A 25,816-nucleotide genomic window follows, 5' to 3' on the forward strand; every position below is an offset into this window, starting at 1 on the left:
TTTGGGAAAGGGCATCCGCATGTCTCAAGCGCTCAGGAAATCCAAAAGAGCTCCGACGACGCCGGCAACCGCCACCGCGAAAACCAAGGCCACAAACACGAATGTATCTTCCCCCGCGCCCACCGGAACGGTGGGCTCGTGGGAGGACGATCCTGAAACGGCTGTAGGTCTGACGGTACCAACACCGGATCTTTCCAAGCTTCCCCTTGCGTTCTCGTTCCCAACGGGGGGGCCGCCGCCTGCCGTATACGCACACGGAACGTACGAGTTCCGTTACTGGGCGACCGCGGCCGCGTTGAGGCGAGGCGCCGATTATTGGGCGCAACGGGTACCGCTGACGCAATGGCAAGGGGGACCGAGCCTCAACGTCGTGCTCGACAATGGATTCGAGCTAGACGCCAACTACAATCGTACTGGGTTGAACTTCTTCCACGGTCCGGGTGTGACTGGAACGGTCTTCACCTGCGAAAGCCCCGACGTAAGCTGTCACGAGGTAGGCCACGCTGTGCTTGACGCTTTCATGCCCGAGCTATGGGGCGTCGCCAGCACGGAGATCGCGGCCTTTCATGAGTCCTTCGGCGACATCAGCGCCTTGATGTCGGCCATCCAGATTCCATCGCTGCGGACCGCTGTCCTCGCCGTCAGTGACGGAAACCTGTACACGACGTCGCGTCTCTCAAGGCTCGCGGAGCAGCTCGGAAGCGCTCTCCGCGCGCAGGATCCAGGCCTGGCTGAGGCGGACTGCCTGCGCAGTGCGGTCAACTCGTTCAATTATCAGGACCCTATGACGCTCCCGAGTGCAGCGCCCCTGTCGCAGCTTTCGTCGAAGCCGCACTCCTTCTCGCGTATATTCACGGGCGCCTTCTTCGAGATTCTCGGGGTTTCGCTCGCTGCGAAGGCGGCCAATCCGGGGGCACCAACCGAGACAGAGTTTCTTGCCGTTGCCGACGACCTCGCCGGATTTCTCGTTCAAGGTTTGAAGTGGTCGTCACCAGTTGTCACCAACTACTACGCCCAAGTCGCTGCAAATATGGTGATCGCGGCTCAGGCAGACCCGACCTATTCGTCGATCGCCAGGGGCGTGTTCGTGGGAAGAAGCATCCTTTCCCTGCAATCCGCGTCCTCGCTGCCAATGATGGCTAAGGTCAAATCGCTCACCGCCCCTGCGAAATCGGCTATGGCCGAGCGAGTGCCCCTACCGATGGTCGGGCTACCGGCATCCCAGTATGGCATCGACGGCGTGCTCTTCGTGGAGGCCGCGGCCGAGCCGCGCGAATTTGACGTGACGTCCGCCGGCTTCAATGCCGAGCCAATCGCACCCCAGAGCGGAACTGCGGCGGCGAAGGCCTTCGTCGACGACCTCTTCATGAGTGGCCAGATCGACTACGGCACGGTCGTCGACCCGGAGCGCCGTCTGGTGCGCAACCACAAGACAAAAACCCACGCACTCGTCAAGATCGACGGGGGCGCGCGCCTTGAGCGCCGACTTTTCAACTGCGGCCTCTGCGCGCGCGGCACCTGCCACTAGAAAGAAACAATCGGGTGGTGCAGTAGGAAACCCGCGAGACCAAACGGTCGTCGTGCCCATGACGAGCCATCCAACGCATTCGCCCAAGGGCGCGTCGATTGGGGAAATGGCACCGCTCACACCCGACGGAAAGATTGCGCAGCGCGCCGCCACATCATCGTCGCCAGGACCCACGAGGCGCTGCCAATTGGCAAGTGGTCAGTCAGCGGCGGTACGGGCACACCGTACCCCAATTCTGCGTCTTCTATCTTGGCGGGTCAGACGAAAGCAAATCAAGTGACTGCTTGGCTCTCGCCTCCCATGCCTTGGCCCCCTGATCGCTTGCGAAAGAAATCGCCTCCTCAAACAATCTCTTGGCGTCCGCGGTCCGACCCGTTTGCCTCAGCAATTCTCCTCTTAAACGAAGCAGCTCAGGCATGTAGTAGTGCTCGCCGGTACGTCCTGCGAGATCCAATCCCTGGTCAAGCGCAGCCGCTGCCTCGCCAATCCGTCCCATTCGAAGATAGCTATCTGTAAGTACGCCCAGATAGCATGTCTTATCGACCTCCTGATCACCCATGTTGTCGCAAATGTGCTTCATCTGTGCGAGGCCGGAAGCGTCCTGGCTGCTTGCGGCCTTGACCCACCCGGAAAAAAACGAAGCGAAGTTGAGCCAAAGCTGGAACCCGTTGCGTGTCGCGAGTGGCACGAGTTCGTCCACCAGCCGCGCGAGCGTCGCAACGTCCTGGCGAAGAGACATCAGTATGCAACCGTTTCCCAGATACGCAGCGAGCCGGTAGTCAGCTTGTCCGCGGGTCTCCATTTCAGCCGCTTGGAACAATTCCATGGCCGCGTCGGCCTCCCCAAGTATTTGCAGCGTCCACGAGAGATAGAGCATCGACATGCTTGGAAAGTCACTTCCGACCTCATGGGCATGTTCGCGGTACTCGAGAGCCTCCAGCAACACCTCTCGCGCCTGTGGAAACCTGCCGCGTGCGAAAGCGCACATTCCCCCGAACTGCAGCCCGAGTACAAGGGCCTTGATATTGGTATCCCTACGGCCAATCTCCTTGAGCTGGTTGCTCGCCCATTCCGCGTCAGAGAACCGGGCGGAGTTGAACGAAGTTCCAAACAGGCCATCCAGTGCCCGGATAGCCGCCTCCGAATCCCCTGTAGCCTCGCTCAGTCGCATAACGTTCCGGTACGCGTCGCTGCCGTCCCCGGTCATGTATCCGTATGCAGCGTAAAGGACGTCGCCCCTTTCGAGTTCGAGGGTCAGTTCCTTGCAGTCGCGTACCCTCGACGGCGGCATTTTTCCGACACATTCGATCCCCTTCGAGAACATGTTCGCAGCCTCGACCTTCGCCCACGTCGCCCCAAGCTTCCTACCCGCCCTAAGCCAGTATTCGGCAGCGCGCTCAAACTGCGTTGCCGCATGGTAATGCTGGGCGAGGATCTCGGGATGTTCCACGACCGTCCTCGGTTGGACTACCTCGATCGCCTCGGCGACAAGGGCATGAAGCTCCCGCCGCCGATCCCGGAGCAAGGCCCCCTGGGCGGCCTCCTGTAACAAGCTGTGAGAGAAGGAGTAACGGGGCCAGTTGCCGAAGGGCTGCGGTGCGACGAGCCCTACCGCGACAAGGCGTTCAATCTGCGGCCGCAACACCTCGCTCGAGAGACCGACAACATGAGCGAGCGTCTTCAGGTCGAATTCCCGGCCGATCACAGCCGCAGTCTGCGCGACTGCCTTGACCGCGCCGAGCTTATCCAGACGAGACATGAGCGCGGACTGGAGCGAGATGGGGACGGCTACGTCGCTCTCCGACTTCGTCTCGGACGGTTCGGACGAATGGGCAGCAAGCATAAGGGCCGACCGGGCGAGTTCCTCCAGATAGAGGGGAACCCCTTCGGCTTTGCTGAGAAGCGTCGAGATGACGCCGGAAGACAGATGGTCCCCTTCCACGACATGCTGGACGAACTCGCCAGCCTCCTCCCGGGAGAACCGCTCTAGAGCAAGGTGCACAGTGACTACTTTGTCGAACTCGGCCCTCGTCCGGCTTTCTCGCGAGGTCACCAGCAGGAACACCGGAAACTGCTCAACGCCGTAGGCGAGCGTCTGGAGGAACTTGCCGGAGGAAGGATCGATCCATTGTTCATCTTCCACAAAGAGCATCAAGGGGCCGGCGCTCGCCAATTGCCGAAGCCAGTCCAAAAACACTTGGCTGATCGCGGTCTCCTGTTCGGACGCGGCAAGCCTAGACGGCTCGTAATCCGGTTCAACCGCCAGAAGCCGTGTGAAGATCGGGTACGAGATCGACAAGGGGACGGTACTAGCCGACAGAGCGGACCGCAGCCTCTCAGATGGCATCGGCGTGTCCTCTGTAATGCCAACCTCCTGCTTCAGCAGTCTCAAGAACGGAAAAAGCGCGCTGTTGGTGAAGGCAGGGCCGCACTGCGCAACGAGCGCCTTCGATCCGGGAAAGCTTCTGCCAACCTCATAGAGCAGGCGCGATTTACCGATCCCCGGCTCTCCGCTTATAAATGCGATCCGCCCGTTGCCGTCAGCTCGCACGGCGTCCCAAAGGGTCCCGACTGCCTGCAACTCACTCTTTCTCCCCACCAGCGGCGTCGCTCGGAGTCCCCCCGCAAAGCGGTATTGCCTCGCAATCGGCTTGAGGGCGCGCCGGATGTGAATGGGACCACTAAAGCCCTTCAGGGTTTTCCCGCCGACATCGGCGTACTCCACGGCGCCAGCCGTTGTTTGGTAGGTGTTCTCATCGACATAGATGCCGTTCGGTTCGGCAATCGCCTGAAGGCGGTGCGCGAGATTCGGGACATGCCCGAACGCCACCGTTGAAATCCCGGCAGGCGCACCCTCAATATCGCCGACGACGACCAGACCGCTTGCAACCCCTATCCTCACGCTCAGTCGCGAACCGTCCGGCGTCTCCATCTGTGGCACGGTTGTCACGATGTCGAGCGCCAACTGTATCGCGCGCTCGGCATCGTTCTCCTCCGCCGCAGGGAAGCCGAACAGGACCTGCAGCGCGTCACCGACATAGTTGGCAACGAACCCCCCGTGCGACCTTGCAAGCCCGCTGCAACGCGAAAGGAATGTCTGTGTGAGCTGGCTGAAGTCCTCAGGGTCGAGCCTGGAGGCATACTCGGTCGAGCCGACCATATCGCCCACCAGGATCGTCAGCTGCCGCCGTTCGACTGGAGTCCGATACCCCCCGGACTGCCGCGCAGAATTGCCGAGCGCAGCGATCGCTGCAAGCAGCTTGCGGCGGGGCCCCAAGGGGACGCCGAGTTCGCGCAAATCCTGATCAGAAAGCAGCGCAAGCGTGTCAAAGTCGATTTGTGCGTCGACGAATTTGTCCGCCAAATGCGGCAACCCGATCTCGGCCAGCCATGTGGTGACGTCGTTCATCGCGGGCCCACCCAGTTGAAATAGAGGAGTAACTCAACTTGCGCATTTCTTACGTTCAAGCTACTCTCCTAACCAATGCCATTCAACAATTTGAGTTTATTCTAGGCGCGTCCACATGGTGTGGCCGCGTATACTTGCAGTGCTGCGAGAGCGATTGGTGCGGTCCGTTCGTAGTGCATGGTATGGAATGGCGTAGTGAACGGCCCGGACCCCTCGACGGCAGCACAGGAGGGGTCAACGTGAAAGAATGTAAGTTTTACGGGGCTGTAGCCCTTCTCTCGTTACTTGCGGCCTCGCCTGCATTCGCGGCCAACGAATGCCCCGGGGCAAGTCAGATGCCTTGGAGGGATTACCGCGGCGGGTCATTGGTCGCGCCCACGCCGGAGGAGCGGCGCGACGTGATAGACCTGCTCTCCCAGTATGCGTGGACGATGGACAACCGCGATTTCAACGGGCTGGCCGCTTTGTTTGTCGACACGGGACAGTACTTCCACTGCGACCCGGGCAATGTGAATGCCGTGCTTGCCGTTTCGGCAGGGTCGCTGGCCAAGCAATTCCAAACAATGTTCGCGAACCTTGCCGCCACGAACTCCAGCGCCACCCGAGTGCTTAGCAGCATCCTGATTGGGAAGAGAGACGACGGTACCTTCGAGGTTGCCTTGACGATCCAGGTGACCATTGAGACGATCGGGGTCAGCGCGGCGCAACTTGACTACACGGCCAGGCTATACGCGACGATCAAGAAGGACGGCGATTTGATGAAGTTCGTTATCCTCAAGGTCGCCCCCTCCCAGTCCGGGATTCAGGCCAGCGCACGTTGATCATCTGTGAAGGCCGCAAATGAGGGAAGGAAACGTGAGGCGCCTCGTCCATCTTGCCGCGGCGATTGCGGTGGCTGTCTTTCTGGTGGTTGCCTGGGAGATCGACGCTCTTCGAGAACTGCGCGCTAGGCCGATCCAGGAAGCAGGCCCCTTCTCAGCTCCTGACGCAAAAGCCGCAACAGTCGTTGCGCAGACCGTGTCGTCGTACGACCTTCTTCTTCGGTGGAACGGCGACGTGTTGTGGGCCCCGGCGACGGCGAGCACCGATCCGGTGACCAAATTCGGCGACGAGGCCAGATCGGTGTTCGGCCCCATACCGGACGGCGTCTGCACGGGGCCGAACTCCAGATCGGTCGGTGTCGAGGTTGACGGAAACGCTGTAAGGCTGGAACCGAACCTCTCCAAGGCAGGCGCTCCGCTCGAATTTGTGCACCGTGACGTCGAAGGACGACTAGTGAAGTGGACGACTGTCGTCGACCGCTGTGACAAGCCTTCGCTCGCCGGGGACGTGACTTTCTGTGCAATGAACTCGCGGGTCGGGCGGATCACGCGCAACCATGTGCAGTGGCTGTTCCTCTGCCGGAAATCGTCCGAGAGCCTGGAAATCGAGGCGGATTCCTACTGGACGGAGACGGATCCACGGTTCTCCCGCTACAGCGCGATCGGGTTCAACGATGTCACGGGTGAAATCGCATTCCTCGACGGCCGGAAGGACCGCTCCGTGTTCAACTGGAGGGACCGCTTCCCCCCACCCGGAGGGACGTCGTACGGCGACGTTGGCGGGCGGCGAGCTGCTGAAGAACTATACGACGGCAGTGCGAAGGTCGATTGCGTAGTCTGTCATGACAACAAGAAACCCACCGTCATCGATCCGCACATGCAACAGGCGAGGGTCGGCTATTTCGAGAGCAGGCACGATCGGCGGGCCGTGTTCGGCATGGGTAACTTCCTTCCTGGCCGCGTTTCGAGGCAGGAGCTGCCGTTTCGCGTGATTGGTTCAGGATACGCGGCCGCCCATGCCGGCACGCTGCTTGGCGCCAAGTCCTTCTTGATAGACGGCCATCCGTGCTCGGACTGCCACAGCCTTACGACGCTGGAGTCGGGGCGCCGCTTTGCCGCCGACGCCACTGGGAAGACGCCTGTCATCACGAGCGCGACGGTGATGCAGAACGCGGCCCTCTTCGCGCAGAAGATAGCTCTCGGGCTCGTGCAGAACCACAGGACCGAATGGGCCTCCGCCTCTGGAGCGGGCCGGATCAGCCCCTGGATGGTACCCGAACATGGTGGCAATCTGTGGAGAGGCGTCCGCACACTCAATGAAGAAGACTGGTTGCGCCTTAGCCAATGCGCATGGGGCCTCGGAGAAGCAGAATGTGGATACAAGCCGCTGTTCACGCAGTGCCCGCCCCCCGGCGGCGGCGGGGATACCTTCGTGCCGGTGGACTTTTCGGCCGATGTCCACTCCCAACCCGCCGCTGCGAGTGGTGCGCGAATGATCTTGCGCCTTTCATGGAAGTACCTGAACGGCTACGGCTACGTACCGGCCCGCGACGACGTACGTTTCAACGTGGCATTCGAGACGACCGACGTGCCTTTGGTCCGCGGACCACCGACTCAGCACGAATACCCAACGATCGACGAGGGGAAAGGAAAGGACTTTGTCGCAGAAGCAGGAGGCGTCGGCCGCTCTGGATCTGCGACGCTCCTCAAAGACGTTTCCTTCGTCGGGCATAAAAAATGGACAGATCCCCTGCCCTCCAACGTCGCTCGATTGTATTCGGTGGATATCCCGGCGGCATGCGGGAAGCGGTATCTGTTCAGGATCCTGCCCAAGCGTTTCTGCTTCGACAATTCGGGTGAACGGTTCAGTGAAACTGAACACCTTTTCTATAAGGATATGTATTGCGGAAAATAGACCAGAAAAGGAGATAGCCGCGTTGTTTCCTCCGCCCTGGAAATCACACGAAGGATCGTTCACTCCGTTTGGCAGCGACGGCTTACAGTTATATTCTACGATACACTCTCAATCATAGCCGGCCATTATATAGCATCGATATCGTTGGCGTACGACAATATGGGTCTGACCAAAATAACCCTTGCTGAATACTTATATGAACCTCCATTATAGAAAGCGAAATTATCAGGCGGACGGTTCGAAAGATCGCTTATTGCGTCAACAGAAAACGTGACTTGGGTCCTGACGATATGGTCAAGTATTTCATTCTTTCGCTCTCAATGCTCGGCATTTCATCTGTTTGTTCGTCATGCATCAAAACACTCTCGGACGACTTTTCCCAACTGGAACCGTCATCAATCTGGTTTGTCTGCCATCGGGACGAAAATAGTTTCTCTTTCGGGAAAGTCCCTGGTGAGGCAAGAACAGCTATGACTGCGACGGTGAGGCCGAGAGTCGGCATTCAAGCCTTTGCTCCGGCAGCAACCCATTCCGGTTGCCGTGATGCCGACGGCAATTACGAGCCTGACGGCCGGAACGAGCGGGCTGAACTCTGGGAAGAGGACAGCGTTTGGCTGCCTTTGGGAACAGATATTTGGTACCGCTTCGACATGTATGTGGATGACAGTGTCGTCCCGGGAGCGGACCGAACGGTGATTGGTCAGTGGAAACAAACAAGCGGTCCACTGGATGCCAGTCCTGTGCTGGCTTAGCGTTTTACCAATCGCACGTTTACGATCACCATTGAGCAGGACAATGATCGACCTGGCCGAAATCCAGCTGATGCTCAATGCCGTATTCTCGTAGCGACCGAAGCATCGTCATCAGATGAGATTGGACATGGCGGTGAACACGACGTGCTTGCACCACCGTCGTCCGTCCCGGAAAAATCGACCGTCTTATCGATAGGACACGCTTCAGACTCGATACGCTACGACCCGATCAGAGGATTCAGCAAGGCAGTGGATTGCACGATCGACGATATATCCATTACGACCTTTCATCCTCTCCCCGAGGTTTTCGGAACATGGACCACGATGGTGTATCACGTGCGCTTTCTTCCTGACCACAACGGGCTCGTGGAAGTGTGGGCAAATGGAAAAGCGATTGCGCGCGCGGCTGGCAGAATCGGTTTCCGTCCAACCACTCCGCGCAGCAGACAATACTTCAAATTTGGCCCTTACCGAAATCATGCCTCCTATGAGACCACCTCCCGTTTAGCACACTACATCAGGAGCACGCGCCGGGAAGACGTCGACCCGCAAGGTCTGTTGACCCCCACTATGGCCGCCAAGGATGCCAGAAGAGATCGCGGCGTCGAACGATTACCCAAACCGTTGCGACGGCGCGAAATGCAAGATGCGATCCGATAGCTGCCGGTATCATCGGCCAGGCTGCGAACATCCGACCTAGGTTGAGCTGATCAACGCTTACGCTTGCCAGTTCGCGACCTATCAGAGCCCCAGGACACCTTGCCGCACGCGAATTTGGAGATAGCCGTCCTGCAGGCCGTAGAGTTCAAGAAGGAGATAAACACGGTCTGGATCTACCCACCCGCCGCCGATCGCGTGGCTGCCTATAAGAATATCCTCGTCGCGCGCACCGTCGATTTCTAGCGCGATCGACCGCGACGGGTGATCCCTCGCCTTGAACGGAATCGAACCGCACATGCCGCTGTCTATTTGAAAAAGCCAATTTCATTTGATCGAGAAGGGACACGTTCCAAAGCCATGAATTCCTCGAGATTCCGTCCAGTTTAGCCACATCCCTCGACCACCTTGACTCGTGCAACCCACGATATAAACTTATTTAAGTAAATAGTAACATGATTGAGTGGACGCATGTCGCCATCGGTCACACTATTCACGATCCACGGTATCAATGCGGGGCCTTGGCAGGATAAGCTAGCCTCCGTGTTCGAACCGCATGTTTCAAGCTATGTGGCTTTGAAATACGATGGATATAACGGCTACCTGCAAATGCAGGGCCCCATACGCTTGGCTCTCGGAAGAGGTCTGCGGCAGACTGTCGAACGCGTGAATGCTACGATTGTCGAGGAGGGGCGAAAGTCGATCAGCTCATACATTATTGCGCACAGCTTTGGCACCGTACTTGTGACGTCGCTTCTCCAGCGTTTCCCTGCGAAGAAGTTCGATCGGATGATGTTTCTTGGAAGCGCTGTGCGGCGCGACTTCGATTGGGGAGCGCCAGGCTTTCGTGGGCATCATCTTCATCTCACGAACATGCACGGCGGGAAGGACGAAGCAGTCCCTTGGGCTAGGGCCGCGAACCGAGCCAGAAAAATGCCGGTTGTCGGCCGGGTCTTCTGCGATCTGGTCGGCGATGCAGGGCGTGTCGGTTTTGACGGCCCTGCCGACGTCGTTCACAATGTTGTCGTCCCGCTTTCGGACTGTCCCATATGCGAGATAAGAAACCAACAGGACAGGGTGAGCGTTCACAACATCGCTTTCGCTGGCGGGTTGCATTCTGACTACTTTGTTGATCCTGAGAATGTTCATGCGCTGATCATTCCCTATCTTTTTGGCATCAGCCCCGAACGTTACGTTGCATTTACAACAGCCTGTCGAGCGGCTCGCGAACATGAGCGGACGTATGGGATCAATGCCAAAAATGACCACGATGCCGCGATCTTGCACCTCCCGATAGAATACCAACACGGGAAACTGATGACGGCCGGAATGCAGCTGAAGGAAATGCTGGAGGTTCATCTCGACCAATACAGGATCTCAACGCGCGCACGCCAACGGGAGATCTCTATGCCATTCTTTACGCGAATGATGCGCGAGCTCGTTTGCGAAGCCTACGACCATCCCGAAGACCGGCGCAAAGCCGGAGCCTTGCTTCCCCGCATCGCAATGCAGCGCGCGATCATGAGCATGATGAAAAAGGAAGCGTGGCGAGATGGCGGCCAATTCAAATGATGATCCGCAATCCGAGTTTTTTCTAGCGGCGCAGGAATTTGCTCGGGCGCTCGGTGTCGATGTCGAGGTGCTTCTCGCGCAGTATCTGCAGGAAGCGACCGACACGGCGGCCGCTGACCCGGACTGTCTGAAATCTACCGAGATCCAGCTGTTTCTTCAGGACGGTGTTTTGGCGGCCGACAGGATCGCGCACATTGAAAACTGCATGGCCTGCACTGCCATGGCCGAGACGATCGTTCCGGAAGGCTCCAATCTTGCGGACTACCTTTCCAGCGCCAAGCTTCAGGCCGAAGAGAGGCTGCAGCGGAACAAGAGCACCTGGCTGCAGTCCCGCTTGTCGATCGACGGGCGCATTGTTCTTCAGGGCGTCACGAGACGGGTTTCGAATGTCGCTGTCGTCGACGACCTCAACCTGTCGGTCGAAAGCGGTGAAATTTGCGCATTGCTCGGGCCAAAAGGTTCGGGCACGTCGATCGTCTTGCGCATGATAGCCGGACTTGAGCCCGTCGATGCCGGCTCGGTCATACTGGACGGCACAGATGTCACACACATCCCAGCGGGCAGGCGTCGCGTGGCTTCTGTTCTCGACAGCGCGTCGCTTCAATCTCACCTGAGCGTTGGTGAGAACATTGCGTCGGCATTCGAATTCAAACGGACGTACGGCGCACGGGCACTTGCCGACGAGATCGTAGTATTGCTCGACCTGGAAGGCGTCATGGGACAGACGCCAGCGAGCTTGTCGGACGCGCAGCGCGCGCGTGTCGTTCTTGCCCGCGCACTCGTCAGTGACCCAAGGCTTCTTCTGTTCGACAGCATGCCTCTCAAGGGTGATATTTCGTCGTTGTGGTTGGAAATAGCCGAACTCCATCGCGAACTTGGTCCGACGATGGTGATCAGCACCCACGACCAGGCGGAAGCCATGCGCCTGGCGGATCGGATCTGTGTGCTGCTGAATGGGCGTGTCCTGCAAACGGGAAGGCCGGAGGACCTGTATAAACGTCCCGACAATCGCGCGGTTGCCGGCCTGATCGGCTACCCGCAAATGAACTTTCTGCCAGTAACGACGCTTGGCAATACGGGCAACACATTTTCTTTATCGATCGCCGGAGTGGAAGACATAACGGTATCTTCCCGATTTCCGATCGACGCCGCCACCCCGGCGCCCCATGCCGTCGGCATTCGGCCAGAGCATGTTCTGCTAACCGACCTAAATAGTTCGGGCGTCGAACTGGCCGGTACAGTTGTTGCGATTGCTCGAGCCGGAGACACCGCAACGGTGACAGTTGCCACCGACGCCGGCCAGGTCATTGCGGGAGGAACTGCAGCAGAGATGGGCAAGATTGGAGAGCGAATTGGGCTTATTCTCCTCCGCGAACAGTTGCATGTCTTCGCAGAAGACGGCCGGGCTATTTAGCAACAGCATACCTGATCCGAACGGTCTAGTCGTATCCCGAGCTTCGATGTCAAAGATGGCGGCCCGTGAAGCCCACCAGACTAGCCAACGATCCAATTGATACATTATGCGATCCTGGGCGCACAAATCGGAAACAAACACGAAACCGTATGCGGTAATCTGGGGCACGATCGGCTCGACGTTCATTCTGATGCAGCTCGGCGCCCCGAAGGAATTGACCGCGTCGTCTCCGCCATGACTAGATGCTGAGATGGACTAGGACGGTGGCTTGCGATCATGTCGAGGGTAGGCGGCGAAGCGCCCGAAGACAGTGAATGACCTGGGAGGCGAACTCGCGGGCCCTATCAGCATCCTCCTCATTGGCCGCGCGATCTCCGATGTCGAGGTAGCACTCTGCCAGGAATTCACAGAGCGGCAGCGCACTTTCGACTGCCTTTTGTGTCGCCCTCTCCGGACGCGAAGTGGTCAAAAACGGGTGTTCCAGCATCGTTTTTGACCTCAGGTCGGCTTCATTTGAACGAGCCAGTAGGTCGTCGCGCCCGCCCACCGTCGATAGTTCTGCCATCGATTTAAGGAGGTTCGACAACTTCCGCTCGAGGAGCGGCAAATCGCCTTTGTCGACCGAGAGTACCTGGCTTCGTTCCTGATGAAATGCACGCCGCCGCTCGCGTCTCAACGTGGCAACGTGACCGAGTTCCTCCCGGGCCATTCGTTCGGCCGCGTCTCTAATGTCTTGCGACCGGGCATGGGCCGAGACGTAAGACCAGAACACGAACGCGCGTTCCTCGTTGCGAACGGCAATCGAGAACGCGCGGTAGGCGCTCAGCATCTCGGGAGCCACTTTCCCCGCTGCCTCGTCGTCGAACAAATGCTCGGGAGGATGTGTGGAGACCGAGCGCGTTTTGTGTCGAAGCGCGTTCTCCCATTCGCCCACTTTTCTCAAGTGCGCCCGCTCCTCGGCGACCAGCGCGTCGAACACTGCCGCAAGCTCGGGACGTCCCATGGCCTTCATCCTGAGACCGAGGGCGACGTATCCGTCTATCGCTTCCTGTTCCATCGCACCAGCAAGCGCCAACAGCTCGTCCAATGAGGCCAGTTTCCAAGGATCAGAGGTGTTTGACGACATACCAGCTCACTCCTGTCAGGTCTTCCCCTTGCCCGAATATCCACTGTCAGAGAATCGTAAGTTTTTCCAACGAGGAGTTGTCTTTGATCAAGGTTAGGATACATTCTGATCTTGGGACGCAAAGAAATCCTACGGTCAGCGCAATGAACTTTTCACAAAGAGTTCGGTTGTCATTGTTTGCAAACATGCTCGTGCTTGCAGTGGCGTTCGTCGGACTTTTGTTCGGAACCGCAGCATTGGCAGGACAGCTTCCCACTTTTCTTGAAAGAGTCCAGCCGGGTGAGCTTTTTGAAGGGGCCGACCGCTTCGGAGACACCGTGGGTGAACCACCCATCGCGCCGGTCTATCGGGGTGATGACCTGCTCGGGTACGTTTATCTCAATTCCGATTTTACCAGTTCGGTCGGCTATTCCGGCAAGCCTATCCGCATCGCGGTTGGCATCGATCAATCCGGCATTATCAAGGGCTTCAAGCTCCTCGAACACCACGAGCCGATCGTCCTGATCGGGATCCCTGAAGCCAAAGTCGTCGCCGCGTTGAATTCGATCATCGGCAAAGATCTTGGACGGGTCGCGGCCGGGGCTGAGCGCCCACCGGAGGTGGATATCGTCAGTGGAGCGACCGTGACGGTTCTCGTCATGGGCGACAGTATCGTCCGCTCGGCCGTCAGCCTCATTAGGAGCAACCGCTTGGCTGGCGGCCACTCGGTCGGCGTTCAACAGGCAACTGCCGTCAAAAAACTCGACCTTTCCAAGGATCAGGCGAGCGACTGGCAAACCCTCCTTGGCGACGGCTCCGTCCGGAGCCTTCGGTTGACGATTGGGGAGGTTTCGAAGGCCTTTCAAGAGGCCGGGCATGCGGAAGCGGCTTCCCATCCGGAGTCCGCAAACCCCGAAAACCGTTTCATCGATCTGTACATCGCGCCGGTGAGCGTGCCCGCGATTGGCAAGACGCTCCTGGGCGACGTCGCATATCAGCGCCTCGCCGGCAAACTCAAGCCGGGACAGTCCGCAATCCTTGTGGCGGGAGACGGAGCATACTCCTTCAAAGGTTCCGGCTACGTCCGAGGCGGCATTTTCGACCGCATCGAGTTGCTGCAGGACGGACAAGGGCTGCGGTTTCGCGATCGCGACCATACCAGGATCGCAGCGCTCGTGCCGTCGGACGCTCCCCGCCTGCGGGAGATCGCTTTGTTCGAAGTGCCGCTGGAATTCGCCTTTGACGCGACTGAGCCGTGGGAACTGGAACTGCTCGTGCAGCGTAGCAGCACGGGTGCTCGAGACAAATCGGTTATCCCGTTTACGATCGGATACTCGCTTCCCCCCAGTTACTACACCGTCACCAAGGCCGAGGTACCGACGACGCCGGCCCAGACACCGCAGGTGGCGCCCTCCCAGGCTAGCGATCCGAAGTTGACGCCTGACGAAATACCGTTGTGGCAACGCATGTGGGAGATGAACAGCATCTCAATCGCAGTCACAGTCGCAGCTCTCCTTGTCCTGACCGCCATCTTCTTCTTCCAAGACTGGCTCGTCAAAAGGCCGAAATTTTTCGGCTGGCTTCGTACCGGATATCTGGTATTTACGCTCGTCTGGCTCGGTTGGTATGCCAATGCGCAGCTGTCGGTCGTCAACGTCCTCACGTTCACGAACGCGCTGGTCACCAATTTCAGCTGGGAGTTCTTCCTGGCTGCACCGTTGATTTTCATTCTTTGGGCCGCCGTCGCAGCCGGCCTCCTGTTTTGGGGGCGCGGCCCGTTCTGTGGCTGGCTCTGCCCGTTCGGCGCTTTGCAGGAACTGCTGAGCATCGTCGCCAAGCGCCTGAAGGTGCCGCAGGTCACCATCCCCTGGGGACTGCACGAGCGCCTTTGGCCTATCAAATACATCGTCTTCCTCGGGCTTTTCGGCATGTCGTTCTATTCGATGGCCTATGCGGAAATGCTCTCCGAGGTCGAGCCGTTCAAGACCGCGATTATCCTCAAATTCATCCGTGACTGGCCGTTCGTGGTCTTCGCCTTGGCGCTTCTTGCGGCTAGCCTCTTCATCGAGCGATTTTACTGCCGTTACCTCTGCCCGCTGGGGGCGGCACTTGCCATCCCTGGGCGCATCCGCACCTTCGAGTGGTTGAAGCGATGGCCAGAATGCGGCTCTCCCTGCCAGCGTTGCGCGAAAGAGTGCCCGGTACAGGCAATTCATCCGGAAGGCCCGATCAACGTCAACGAGTGCATCTACTGCATGCACTGCCAGGAACTCTACCATGACGACCAGCGCTGTCCGCACATGATCCAGGTGCGGCTCAAGCGCGAAAAATTCATGGCGCTGTCAACGCCCGGATCGAGAGGCGAAAAGACACCGCCGAAGACGCTTGTCACGCATAACGGAGAGCCCGTCACCAACTCGAAATAGGCACGCGGCAAATGTGAGCCGCATCTCAGGAGGCAATACCATGTCGAATGAAGATAAAAACCTGCCCCTTTTCAACCGACGCCAACTACTGGGTACCACCGCCGTGGCCGCGGCCGCAGGAGCGGCTACGGCCACCGGTGCGCTGGGCCTTGCAGGCGGGGCGTCTCCGGCCATGGCCCAGGAGCCGGCGAAGTGGGAGGTCCGCCCCGGCGAGCTCGACGAATACTACACCTTCTTCTCAAGTGGCCAGTCGGGTGAAGTCCGCATCGTCGGCGTTCCCTCGATGCGAGAAATCATGCGCATTCCGGTGTTCAACCGCTGCAGCGCGACGGGATGGGGGCAAACGAATGAGAGCCTGAAGGTCCTCACGGAAAACATGCGACCGGAGACGGTCGAGTTTCTCAAAGATCGCGGCGGCGTCTACCAGAACGGCGACCTTCACCACCCACACCCGTCCTTCACGGACGGCACCTACGACGGCCGTTACCTCTTTGCCAACGACAAATCCAACACACGCGTCTGCCGTATCCGTCTCGACGTCATGAAGTGCGACAAGATCATCGAGCTTCCAAACCAACATACCGTGCACGGGCTGCGCGTCCAGAAGTTCCCCAAGACAGGCTACGTGTTCTGCAACGGCGAAGACGGTGTGCCGATCCCCAATGACGGCAAGGTCCTGGACGATCCAAAGCAGTACCAATCCATTTTCACCGCGGTCGACGGCGAGACAATGAAAGTCGCATGGCAGGTCATGGTCGACGGCAACCTCGACAACGTCGACGCGGACTACCAGGGCAAGTACTGCTATTCGACCTGCTACAACTCGGAGGAGGGAGTAACTCTCGAAGAGATGATGAGCAAGGACATGGACTGGGTCGTCGTGTTCAATCTCAAACGCATCGAAGAAGCGGTCGCCAAGGGCGACTACAAGGAGATCGGCGGCGTTCCCGTCATCGATGGCTCCCACGGCTCGAAGTACACCCGCTACATTCCGGTGCCCAACAGTCCTCACGGTATAAATACGGCCCCGGATGGCATCCACTTCGTCGCCAATGGCAAGCTGTCACCGACGGTCACGGTATTCGACGTGCGCAAGTTCGACGACCTCTTCGACGACAAGATCCAGCCGCGCGACACCGTCGTCGCCGAAACAGAACTTGGGCTTGGTCCGTTGCACACGGCCTACGACGGGAGGGGAAACGCCTATACGACGCTCTTCCTCGACAGCCAGGTGTGCAAGTGGAACATCGAGGATGCCATACGGGCGTTTAAGGGCGAGAAGGTCAATCCGATCCGCCAGAAGCTGGATGTCCATTATCAGCCCGGGCACAACCACTCCTCGATGGGCCAGACCAAGGAGGCCGACGGCAAGTGGCTCATCTCGCTTAACAAGTTCTCGAAAGATCGCTACCTCAACGCCGGCCCGCTGAAGCCGGAGAGCGATCAGCTGATCGACATCTCAGGGGATGAAATGGTGCTCGTCCACGACAACCCGACCTTCGCCGAGCCCCACGACGCAACAATCGTGCACGCGTCCAAGATCAACCCGGTTCACGTGTGGAACCGTGAGGACCCCTTCTTCGCAGACGCCGTCGCTCAAGCCAAAAAAGACAATATCGACCTCATGGTGGACTCCGAGGTGAAGCGCGATGGCGACAAGGTGCGCGTCTATATGACGTCGGCGGCTCCCGCGTTCGGGCTTGAGTCCTTCACCGTCAAGGAGGGCGACGAGGTGACCGTTTACGTCACCAACATCGACGAGGTCGAGGACCTGACTCACGGCTTCTGCATCGTCAATTACGGTATCAACATGGAGATCGGGCCGCAGGCGACGGCGTCAGTGACCTTCAAGGCCTCCAAGCCCGGGGTCTACTGGTACTATTGCACATGGTTCTGCCATGCGATGCACATGGAAATGAAGGGACGCATGATGGTCGAACCGAAGTCGGTATGATGAGGCGCGTGATGATCACAGCGATGGTGGCCTTCTGGGTCGCCATCGCCACCCCCGCCGAGGCCGCGGAGCGGACGGTCACGCCCGTCGATGACCTGGCATCGATCATCGAGGCGGCATCACCGGGGGACCGCATCATATTGCGTCCGGGCAAGTACAAGGGTCCCGTGAAAATCACCAAGTCCGTGACGCTGGAAGGCGAACCCGGCGCTGCGATCATGGGCGACGGAAAAGGCACCGTCGTCACCATCGACGCGGCCGGCGTAACACTCCGTGGTCTTGAAATCAGCGGTTCGGGCACGAACCTCGAAGGCATGGACTCAGGCGTGTTTGCCACCGAGAACGCAACAGGCGCGCTTATCGAACGCAACAGCGTTACCGGGAACCTCTACGGGATCTACGTCCACGGGGCCGCCGATTCCTTGGTCCGCAAAAACACGGTCATCGGCCTGAAGAAGGGCCACATGAGCGAGTTGGGCAACGGGATCGCGGTTTGGAACGCGCCGGGCGCCAAGATCATCGATAACGACGTCAGCTTCGGCCGCGACGGCATCTTCACGATCGCAAGCAAACGCAATGTGTTCAGTGGCAATAAATTCCACGACGTGCGTTTCGCGATCCATTACATGTACACCAACAACAGCGAGATCCGCGGCAACACGTCTATAGGAAACGCCGTCGGCTACGCGCTGATGTTCTCCAACAAGCTGAAAGTCGTCGGCAACGTGTCTGACGGCGACCGCGATCATGGCCTCGTGCTGAATTTCGCCAACGGATCGCAAATAGAGGGGAACACCGTCATTGGGCGGATGCAGCCCCAGAGCCGATGGACAACCGCCGGAAATCGCGACCCCGCTGACAAAATGCCTTCCGATGACAGTCCAACGAGCCCCAACGCCAACCTTTCGGGCGAGCGCTTGGGTCCCGAGAAGTGCGTTTTCATCTACAACGCCAACAAGAACCGGCTGAAGGGCAACAGGTTTGACGGCTGTTCGATCGGCATTCACTTTACGGCCGGCTCGGAGGGTAATTCGATAAGCGGAAACGCCTTCATCAACAACCGCAATCAGGTCAAATACGTGGGAACTCGGTATCTCGATTGGTCGGTGGACGGCCACGGCAATTACTGGAGCGACAATCCGGCGTTTGATCTCGATGGCGACGGGCTCGGTGACAACGCCTATCGTCCAAACGATGTCATGGACAAGGTGATGTGGACCGCTCCCCAGGCCAAGGTGCTGGCCACCAGCCCCGCAGTCCAGGTCATCCGCTGGGCTCAGGCTCAATTCCCGGCCCTTCTACCGGGCGGCGTCGTAGACAGCCATCCCCTGATGGCACCCCCCACCCAAGGGAGGCCGGCGCAATGAATGTCACGACGGTGGCAGTATCCGGGGTCGCCAAGCGCTATGGCAGCGTCGAAGCCGTCAGGGATGTTACGTTCGAGCTCACAGAAGGGGAAACGGTCGCGCTTGTCGGCCACAACGGGGCTGGCAAGACGACACTGATCAAACTCATGCTTGGGCTCATTCGCCCCTCGACGGGCAGCGTGCTCGTTCTCGGCGAGGATCCGGCCAAGGGCGACTTCGAGGTCCGCAGGCGGCTTGGCTACCTGCCGGAAAGCGTTTCCTTCCACATGGCCCTGACGGGGCGCGAAACGCTGGCCTTCTACGCCCGCCTCAAGCGCGTCGAGGTCTCCTCGGTGCCTGAGCTTCTGGAGCAGGTTGGTCTGGCTCCGGATGCCGCCGACCGTCCGGTTCGGACCTATTCAAAGGGGATGCGGCAGAGACTGGGACTGGCGCAGGCACTGCTTGGCCACCCGCGGGTCCTGCTTCTGGACGAACCTACGAGCGGTCTCGATCCGGCTCTTCGTCGGCGATTCTACGACATCCTGGACGGATTGCGCTCCGCTGGAACCACAATCCTTCTTTCGTCACACGCATTGACCGAACTCGAAGGCCGTGCCGATCGCGTGGTGATCGTCAACGAAGGCGTCAAGGTCGCTGATGGATCGCTGGACACATTGCGCGGTTTGGCTCAGCTACCCACGCGCGTGAGTGTCAGGCTTGCCAACGGCAAATCGACCGCTGACTGGAATGCAGGAGGTGGATGGAGGATCACGGGCGTCGATACCGTCGAGACCGAGGTGGCAATGGACGAAAAAGTCGCACTCCTTCGGGAGGTCACAGCCAACCCTGCGGAGGTTGCCGGGCTGCAACTCGTCGAGCCGACATTGGACGACCTCTATGCCCATTTTCTTGGCGGGCGGAAGGCGGCCGAATGAAGAACATTCTTATTATGGCCCGCAAGGAGATCCGGGAAGGCTTGCGCAATCGATGGGTGCTCGGAGCTACCCTTCTCCTTGCAGCATTGGCGCTCACCCTCACCGCACTGGGGAGCGCGCCGACCGGGAATGTCGGGGTCAACCAACTCGACGTTGTCATCGTCAGTCTTTCCAGCCTGACCATCTTTCTCGTGCCGTTGATCGCGCTCCTGCTCTCGCACGACGCGATCGTAGGCGAGATGGAGCGCGGCACCATGCTGCTGCTTCTAAGCTATCCGATTGGACGCAATCAGGTCATTCTCGGCAAGTTCCTCGGCCACATTGCCATCCTCTCGTTTGCGACGCTCTGCGGCTATGGTGCCGCCGCCCTGGCGCTCGCTATCACGGGAGGCAACATCGACACGGGCAGTTGGTGGGCCTTCCTCAACATGCTCGGATCGTCGGTGCTCCTAGGGGCGGTATTCGTCGCGATCGGATACCTCGCCAGTGCGATCGTCAGCGAGCGGAGCACGGCGGGCGGGATAGCTATCGGCATCTGGCTGCTTTTTGTCCTGATTTACGACATGGCGTTGCTCGGCGCACTGGTCGCGGCGGGAGGGCATGCTATCCCGTCAGGCCTGCTGGATGCGGTTTTGCTATTCAATCCAACCGACGCTTACCGGATGCTCAACCTCGGTTCGGGAGAGGCGAGCGCCTTTTCGGGTCTGGGCGGTGTCGCCGAGCATTCCGGGCTTAATGCCGCGATGATGGTCGGCGCACTGGCTGCGTGGACCATCGTGCCGCTAGCGCTCGCCGCGGCAGTATTTTCGAGGAGGGAGCTATGAGACGCGCTTTGGTGGCCGCGGCACTCCTGTCGGCCTTTCTGCTCGCAAGCTGCAAGGAAGAGCAAAAGGCTCCTCCGCCCGCACCGTATGCGCTGACGTCCGAAGCGACAGGCAGATACTGCGGAATGAACGTGCTCGAACACCCAGGACCCAAGGGGCAGATCATTTTGGATGCGCAAGTTCCCGAACCCATCTGGTTTTCGTCCGCTCGCGACGCCTTGGCGTTCACCATGCTGCCGGAGGAGCCGAAGGACATCGCGGCGATCTACGTCTCCGACATGAGCAAGGCGCCAAGCTGGGAGAAGCCCGGAGAAAACAACTGGATTGACGCCCGCAAGGCTTTCTACGTCATCGGCAGCTCTTTGCGGGGCGGCATGGGCGCGGAAGAGGCTGTGCCGTTCGGCACAGAGGAAGCGGCGCAACAATTTTCCGTCAAGAACGGCGGGCGCGTCGTCCCGTTCGGCGAGGTCCCGCAGGACTACGTGCTGGGTGCAGGCGGTGTCGACGCCACGACAACCAGCCCCGACGCCGAGGAAAGTGTGGAAGGGCACAACCATGGCTAAAGGATATACTCGACGCCGCGCAATCGCGATTTTCGCCGCAGCTGCCGGTTTGCCCCTCCTGACTGCCGCAAAGGCAGCATCAAGCACCGTCACCTGGAAGGGACAGGCTCTCGGCGCGCCAGCGACACTGATCCTCAATCATGAAGACCGCGCGCGAGCCGAACGATTGATCGACACAGTCGTCGCCGAGGTCACAAGACTGGAACGCGCGTTCAGCCTCTATCGTGACGATACCGCGCTTTCCGAGTTGAACCGCGTCGGCGCTCTGGTCGCTCCCCCGCAAGACCTTGTGGCGCTGCTTGGCTCCTGCCAAGAATTTTGGAACATGAGTGACGGCGGGTTCGATCCCACTATACAGCCGCTGTGGTCGCTATACCGAGACCACTTCACGCGGCCCGAGGCGGACCCATCCGGCCCTTCAGCCGAAAAGATCAGGGACACGCTCGACGCCGTTGGCTTCGAAGGGATCAGGTTCGATCGGGATCGCATCGTCCTGACTCGACCGAAGATGGCACTGACCTTGAATGGCATCGCCCAAGGCTACGTCACGGACAGGATCGTGGACTTGCTGCGAGACGCCGGGGTAACTAGCAGTCTCGTGAACATGGGGGAAAATCGCGCTGTAGGCTCGAGGTTGGATGGAACGCCCTGGCGGATCGGCCTAGCAGAGCGACAGGACGACGCGTTTCCCGACGTCGTTCTCGACGTGATCGACAAGGCTGTCGCGACCTCCAGTGGCATGGGTTTCCACTTCGACAAGGCACAGCGTTTCAGCCATATCCTTGATCCGCGCACCGGAGGAGCAGCTGCATTGTACAGGCGTGTGACCGTCATCGCCGATGATGCGACCACCGCCGATGCTCTGTCGACGGCATTTAGCTTGATGGATGAGACCAGTATCCGATCCACGTTAGACCGCAGATCAGGCGTACTGGTTGATCTTGTCCGGGCGGACGGCGGCCATCGCCGTTTCGAAACACGAGCCTGAGGACGCACAACGCGGATGCTCGCATTTTCCATAGCGCAATCACACCAATCTCAACGGAGTACTTGACCATGCACCTTCTGAAAAATCTGGCTGTGGCAACTTTGCTCACAATGATCGCAGTTCCGGCCGCAGCTGCGGACTTCGAGGTTCATATGATGAACAAGGGCCCTGACGGGGTGATGGTATTCGAGCCTGCGCTGACGAAGGTGCAGCCAGGTGACACGATCACCTTCCTTCCCACCGACAAGGGTCACAACGCTGAAACGATGAAGGGTTTGATCCCGGAAGGAGCCGAAGCCTTCAAGAGCAAGATCAACGACACTTTGAAACAGGCGTTCACGGTGCCAGGAGCCTATGTGATCAAGTGCACGCCGCATTTTTCGATGGGCATGGTTGCCGTCGTCGTGGTTGGGGACTCTCCGGCGAACCTCGATTCGATCAAGTCTGCGAAACTCCCGAAGAAGGCCCGCGAACGGGTCGACAAGGCGCTTTCGCAACTCTAGGCTTGCTCCAAGAGAAAACCGGCGGGCGACGAGATCACAAAGCTCGCCGGCTTCTCCCGCACGATCGGCCGCATTGGCGTCTTGGCTTCGCCGCCCCACCGGCTCGCTCTTGCTTTTGAAGCCCGGCGATCAACAGTCGCCAAGTTTCCTCCATTGCCTGCCGCCGCGAGACCTGAACAATGACGACCGGCGTATCGACTATTTCAGAACTCGATGGGGTGCCTCACGTTCGGCTGCCACCGGCCGTTCAGTTTGCCGAGTCTGTCTGTGGCCGCCGCGCCCTCCTGGCTTTCCACTGGCCACAAGCAACCAGGGTGCAATAGCCCCGTCAGACCACTCTAATCAACGCCTCTATCGCATCCTTCCAAGATAGGGCCGCCGTTCCAGTTCAGCGGATTTATGGGACTGCCTGAGGCGAAGCAGGTCCTTGCGGGTGACAAGGCCGACCAAAGTCCCGGTTATCGGATCGGAGATGGGGATTCTCGCAGCATCGGTCGCAATCATGATGTCCGCGATGTGACCAACGGTGTCGTCGGGATGCCCGATCGGGATCGAGGTGTCCGATACCTTGTCAGCCAGGATGTCGGCCCCGACGTTCGGACCTCGCTGCCACCGAAGCGCATCTGAACGCGAAACCATACCGACAAGCGCGCCGGCCCCGTCAACGACCGGATAGGTCCGGTGTGCCTCATCCGCCGCGGCGAAATGCGCACACACCTCCGCCAGGGGCCGTTCAGGCGGCGTAGGTGATGGCCTGGGGTCTGATAGCTCGCTCGACAATGTTGGAGTCGAGCTCGACACGGCCGTCGGTCAGGAAGCGCTCGAATATGTCGCGACGCGATATGGCATACCGGAGAGCTTCGGCGAGTTTGGATTTTCCCGACACCCGCGGCAAAGTTGCCTGCCAGAGTGTAAAGAGGTCACGGACTGGAGTTGCGGTCTCCAAAGTCCCCGATCATTGTACTCTCCGGTTGGCCGACTTTTTTACTCTTCCGCGGCCGGCAAACAACAGATGACGCTAACACTAGCGTTGGCAGATGGTTAAATGCAAGTGCTTGTTATTCCTGTATAAAACTGGCGCACCGAACAGGATGAAATTGGGAGCAGATACAGCATTGTAGTAGCTATATAATTTTCTGATGCAGTCAAAAACCAAGATGCGCAAATTCCTACGTCCTGATCGGGACAATGCCGCCTGCCGCCATCTCGGCGGCCTTAATCGGCTTCAGTCGTTCGATATGCGGCTGCATTCGCTTCATGACCCGTACCAACGGATCGCCTTCAAGCCACATAGGTCCAGGAGCAACGCCCGCTGTCTTACTGTGATGGTCAAACCACGCGATCAACTCGGGTGTCGGGTTCGAATGAAACATGATACGGATGAGTGTGTCGCGGTCAGCGGAGTAGCCACCAAGCGCGTATATATCGCTGCTGCTGAGACTATCGATCTCCAATACGACCTCGGATGTGTTCCGCCGTAGCGCCCGGCTCCATCGGCACACCCCGTGATGAAGCCCCTCTCGCGATCTAAGGCGATTAAAAAATGGTCGGACCGATACAAGGTGTCGAGGTTTAGGATGATGCTGCCGGCGGGCGGTTTGAGCGCAACGATGACGCCCTGCCATCCTTCAGGTGGCACGCCACCTTTGAATGTTTTGGCAATTGCCGGAGAGAGGGTCCAAGCTGACATCATTTCAGGAAGGTTGCGCTCGGCGATTAGATCCCAGACGGATTCCTTTTCCAGTGCGATCTGGCGATAAGTTACCAGGTTACACTGACGAAACCGCTCGTCGATCTCCGCGGACAACTCTTTCAGACGCTGTCGTTTTGCATTTAATCGGGGTCTTCCTCACTTTGTGTGGAGATCGGCTGATTTGATTGGCATCATCCGCGCTCTTAGAAGTTCTGAGCCCGCTCGGCCATACATTGCGCGCTTGATCGTCTTCAGTCGGTTAATCTGACCTTCCGCCTGACCATTGCTCCAGGGCAGATCGATGGCGTTACAGACGGCGTCGATATCGCGGCGAAGAACCCGGGCAAAACGGGCCAGGAAAACGAGGCCGGAATGAATGGCATCATCGATCCATTCTTCGAGCTTCGCCGAAGTCCGGCCACGAAATATTCCGCGAAATCGCATGGAGAAACTGCGCAAAACAGCAAACGTCTGTGATCCGTGTTTGAGGGCATCCACTTTCCGTGCTTGATTGATGGTCAGCGCGCCGCGCGGCTTGATGCAAAGAGTAGCGGCGACAACCGGTGAGATCAAATGACCGCTTTGCGGATCACGCACAGGCGCATTGTCAAATGTTCTGGTGGCGCGCCCAATCCGAGCCGGCGCCGCGTCATCCTTATCCACTTCCGGCCTCTCGGCGCGGCGCCAGGTCGCCAGGAGGCGTTCAAGATTGGAAAAGCTGCCGATGTATCCGCGGCTCTTGATGTCATGAAACAGATGCCGTCCAAGGCGGTTGCCGTCCTTCCAACACTTGGTGAGAAAGGCTTCGAAGTATAGAGGAGATGTCGGCTGTAGCGCACCCCTGCGTCGGTCGGGTGGGGTTTCGAACGTCAACCACTTCGCGATGCTGCGGCGGCCATATCCGGTGCGACGCGCAATTTCCGAGCAGGTCAGGCCTTCTTTGCTCAAGGCGTGCACCGTCTCGAACACCTCCTTCCGGGACTGCCGATGTGCCCGGCGAAGCTGATTGCGCCACGGCGTTTCAGGGGCCTGCTCATACAACGCTCGATCGTCATGATCAATCTGGATGTCGTCGTCTGGCAGCAGTGCCCTGCCTGTAGCTCGGCCGGAGAGGCTCATCTGTTCCTCGATAGCAAGACGCAGATTTTGGATGAGATGAAAGCGGTCCGCCACCTGAGACGCTTGCGGGGCACCTTCACGAGCGGCCTGCGCATAAAGCCCGCATCGGTCTCGGCTGACGACCTCAATGGAGGGGTGCCGCTTCAACCATTGTGCAACGCTCGCTATAGCGCGGCGATCAGGATGAGACGGCGGCGACAATCTGGATGAGACTCTTATGTCGCGGTCGGCATGAAGGTATCATGCTGATTGTCGCTGGCAAGGGTCTCATCGTGTTCTGATTGCCGCTCCG

Annotated in this window: 19 protein-coding genes and 2 pseudogenes; 14 read left to right on the plus strand and 7 right to left on the minus strand. The window is 59.0% G+C overall.

The genetic code is table 11. The features are described 5' to 3' along the window. Positions 1–19 precede the first annotated feature (19 nt). On the plus strand, positions 20–1,528 hold the full coding sequence (locus IB262_RS28955) for a hypothetical protein (protein WP_192494039.1): 1,509 nt from the start codon (positions 20–22) through the stop codon (positions 1,526–1,528). A 244-nt stretch (positions 1,529–1,772) separates the two neighbouring features. Here IB262_RS28955 and IB262_RS28960 read toward each other — a convergent pair whose 3' ends face one another. Continuing rightward, a complete protein-coding gene (locus IB262_RS28960; protein ID WP_034796799.1) occupies positions 1,773–4,937 on the minus strand; it encodes an adenylate/guanylate cyclase domain-containing protein in 3,165 nt (1,054 codons plus the stop codon). A 398-nt stretch (positions 4,938–5,335) separates the two neighbouring features. Here IB262_RS28960 and IB262_RS28965 point away from each other — a divergent pair, with 398 nt between their 5' ends. The 3 genes from IB262_RS28965 to IB262_RS28975 all read left to right on the plus strand — a co-directional run bounded on the left by IB262_RS28965 (position 5,336) and on the right by IB262_RS28975 (position 8,425). Beyond that, positions 5,336–5,758, plus strand: a complete 423-nt coding sequence (locus IB262_RS28965; RefSeq protein ID WP_234798847.1) for a hypothetical protein — start codon at positions 5,336–5,338, stop codon at positions 5,756–5,758. Positions 5,759–5,792: 34 nt separating this feature from the next. Then, complete coding sequence (locus IB262_RS28970; protein WP_192494040.1) at positions 5,793–7,673, plus strand: hypothetical protein; 1,881 nt, start codon at positions 5,793–5,795, stop codon at positions 7,671–7,673. A gap of 275 nt (positions 7,674–7,948) precedes the next feature. Next, positions 7,949–8,425, plus strand: coding sequence for a heparin lyase I family protein (locus IB262_RS28975; protein ID WP_192358020.1), 477 nt, complete (start codon positions 7,949–7,951; stop codon positions 8,423–8,425). 741 nt (positions 8,426–9,166) lie between these two features. Here IB262_RS28975 and IB262_RS28985 read toward each other — a convergent pair. Beyond that, a complete protein-coding gene (locus IB262_RS28985; RefSeq protein WP_162732985.1) occupies positions 9,167–9,382 on the minus strand; it encodes a hypothetical protein in 216 nt (71 codons plus the stop codon). A gap of 171 nt (positions 9,383–9,553) precedes the next feature. Between IB262_RS28985 and IB262_RS28990 the strand changes: the two genes are divergently transcribed. Beyond that, positions 9,554–10,654, plus strand: coding sequence for a hypothetical protein (locus IB262_RS28990; protein WP_029742892.1), 1,101 nt, complete (start codon positions 9,554–9,556; stop codon positions 10,652–10,654). After that, positions 10,635–12,068 (plus strand): ABC transporter ATP-binding protein, encoded by a 1,434-nt coding sequence (locus IB262_RS28995; RefSeq protein WP_051659354.1) that lies wholly within the window; start codon positions 10,635–10,637, stop codon positions 12,066–12,068. Before IB262_RS28990 ends, IB262_RS28995 begins: the two co-directional genes overlap by 20 nt. A gap of 274 nt (positions 12,069–12,342) precedes the next feature. On the opposite strand, the gene IB262_RS29000 is transcribed toward IB262_RS28995, so the two are convergent. After that, entirely contained in the window at positions 12,343–13,194 is an 852-nt protein-coding gene (locus tag IB262_RS29000; RefSeq protein WP_192494041.1) for a ferritin family protein, read from the minus strand. 143 nt (positions 13,195–13,337) lie between these two features. Between IB262_RS29000 and IB262_RS29005 the strand changes: the two genes are divergently transcribed. The 8 genes from IB262_RS29005 to IB262_RS29040 all read left to right on the plus strand — a co-directional run bounded on the left by IB262_RS29005 (position 13,338) and on the right by IB262_RS29040 (position 22,712). Then, the gene (locus IB262_RS29005; protein WP_112597230.1) at positions 13,338–15,599 is read left to right on the plus strand and encodes a NosR/NirI family protein; all 2,262 of its coding nucleotides are present in this window, start codon (positions 13,338–13,340) and stop codon (positions 15,597–15,599) included. Positions 15,600–15,639: 40 nt separating this feature from the next. After that, entirely contained in the window at positions 15,640–17,553 is a 1,914-nt protein-coding gene (gene nosZ, locus IB262_RS29010) for a TAT-dependent nitrous-oxide reductase (protein WP_060586041.1), read from the plus strand. A gap of 11 nt (positions 17,554–17,564) precedes the next feature. Beyond that, on the plus strand, positions 17,565–18,920 hold the full coding sequence (locus IB262_RS29015) for a nitrous oxide reductase family maturation protein NosD (RefSeq protein WP_162732984.1): 1,356 nt from the start codon (positions 17,565–17,567) through the stop codon (positions 18,918–18,920). Then, a complete protein-coding gene (locus IB262_RS29020) occupies positions 18,917–19,834 on the plus strand; it encodes an ABC transporter ATP-binding protein (RefSeq protein ID WP_192494042.1) in 918 nt (305 codons plus the stop codon). Before IB262_RS29015 ends, IB262_RS29020 begins: the two co-directional genes overlap by 4 nt. Next, complete coding sequence (locus IB262_RS29025) at positions 19,831–20,658, plus strand: ABC transporter permease (RefSeq protein WP_060586044.1); 828 nt, start codon at positions 19,831–19,833, stop codon at positions 20,656–20,658. Before IB262_RS29020 ends, IB262_RS29025 begins: the two co-directional genes overlap by 4 nt. After that, a complete protein-coding gene (locus tag IB262_RS29030; protein WP_060586046.1) occupies positions 20,655–21,221 on the plus strand; it encodes a nitrous oxide reductase accessory protein NosL in 567 nt (188 codons plus the stop codon). The genes IB262_RS29025 and IB262_RS29030 overlap by 4 nt, the downstream gene beginning before the upstream one ends. Continuing rightward, positions 21,214–22,209: an FAD:protein FMN transferase gene (locus tag IB262_RS29035; RefSeq protein WP_192358028.1), complete on the plus strand. Its 996-nt coding sequence runs from the start codon at positions 21,214–21,216 to the stop codon at positions 22,207–22,209. The genes IB262_RS29030 and IB262_RS29035 overlap by 8 nt, the downstream gene beginning before the upstream one ends. Before the next feature lie 68 nt (positions 22,210–22,277). Then, a complete protein-coding gene (locus tag IB262_RS29040) occupies positions 22,278–22,712 on the plus strand; it encodes a pseudoazurin (RefSeq protein ID WP_192494043.1) in 435 nt (144 codons plus the stop codon). Positions 22,713–23,063: 351 nt separating this feature from the next. On the opposite strand, the gene IB262_RS29045 is transcribed toward IB262_RS29040, so the two are convergent. The 4 genes and pseudogenes from IB262_RS29045 to IB262_RS29060 all read right to left on the minus strand — a co-directional run. Continuing rightward, positions 23,064–23,513 carry a CBS domain-containing protein gene (locus IB262_RS29045; protein WP_348646940.1) on the minus strand — a complete coding sequence of 150 codons (450 nt, stop codon included), beginning with the start codon at positions 23,511–23,513 and terminating at the stop codon, positions 23,064–23,066. Continuing rightward, positions 23,446–23,634: pseudogene (locus IB262_RS29050) on the minus strand (transposase); the annotation flags it as partial. The gene IB262_RS29045 and the pseudogene IB262_RS29050, both read right to left, overlap by 68 nt. A gap of 247 nt (positions 23,635–23,881) precedes the next feature. Continuing rightward, positions 23,882–24,166, minus strand: a complete 285-nt coding sequence (locus tag IB262_RS29055; protein ID WP_113135598.1) for a hypothetical protein — start codon at positions 24,164–24,166, stop codon at positions 23,882–23,884. 395 nt (positions 24,167–24,561) lie between these two features. Next, positions 24,562–25,698: pseudogene (locus tag IB262_RS29060) on the minus strand (transposase); the annotation flags it as partial. Positions 25,699–25,816 lie beyond the last annotated feature (118 nt).

Source organism: Ensifer sp. ENS02 (assembly GCF_014851885.1).
GTDB classification, from domain to species: domain Bacteria; phylum Pseudomonadota; class Alphaproteobacteria; order Rhizobiales; family Rhizobiaceae; genus Ensifer; species Ensifer adhaerens.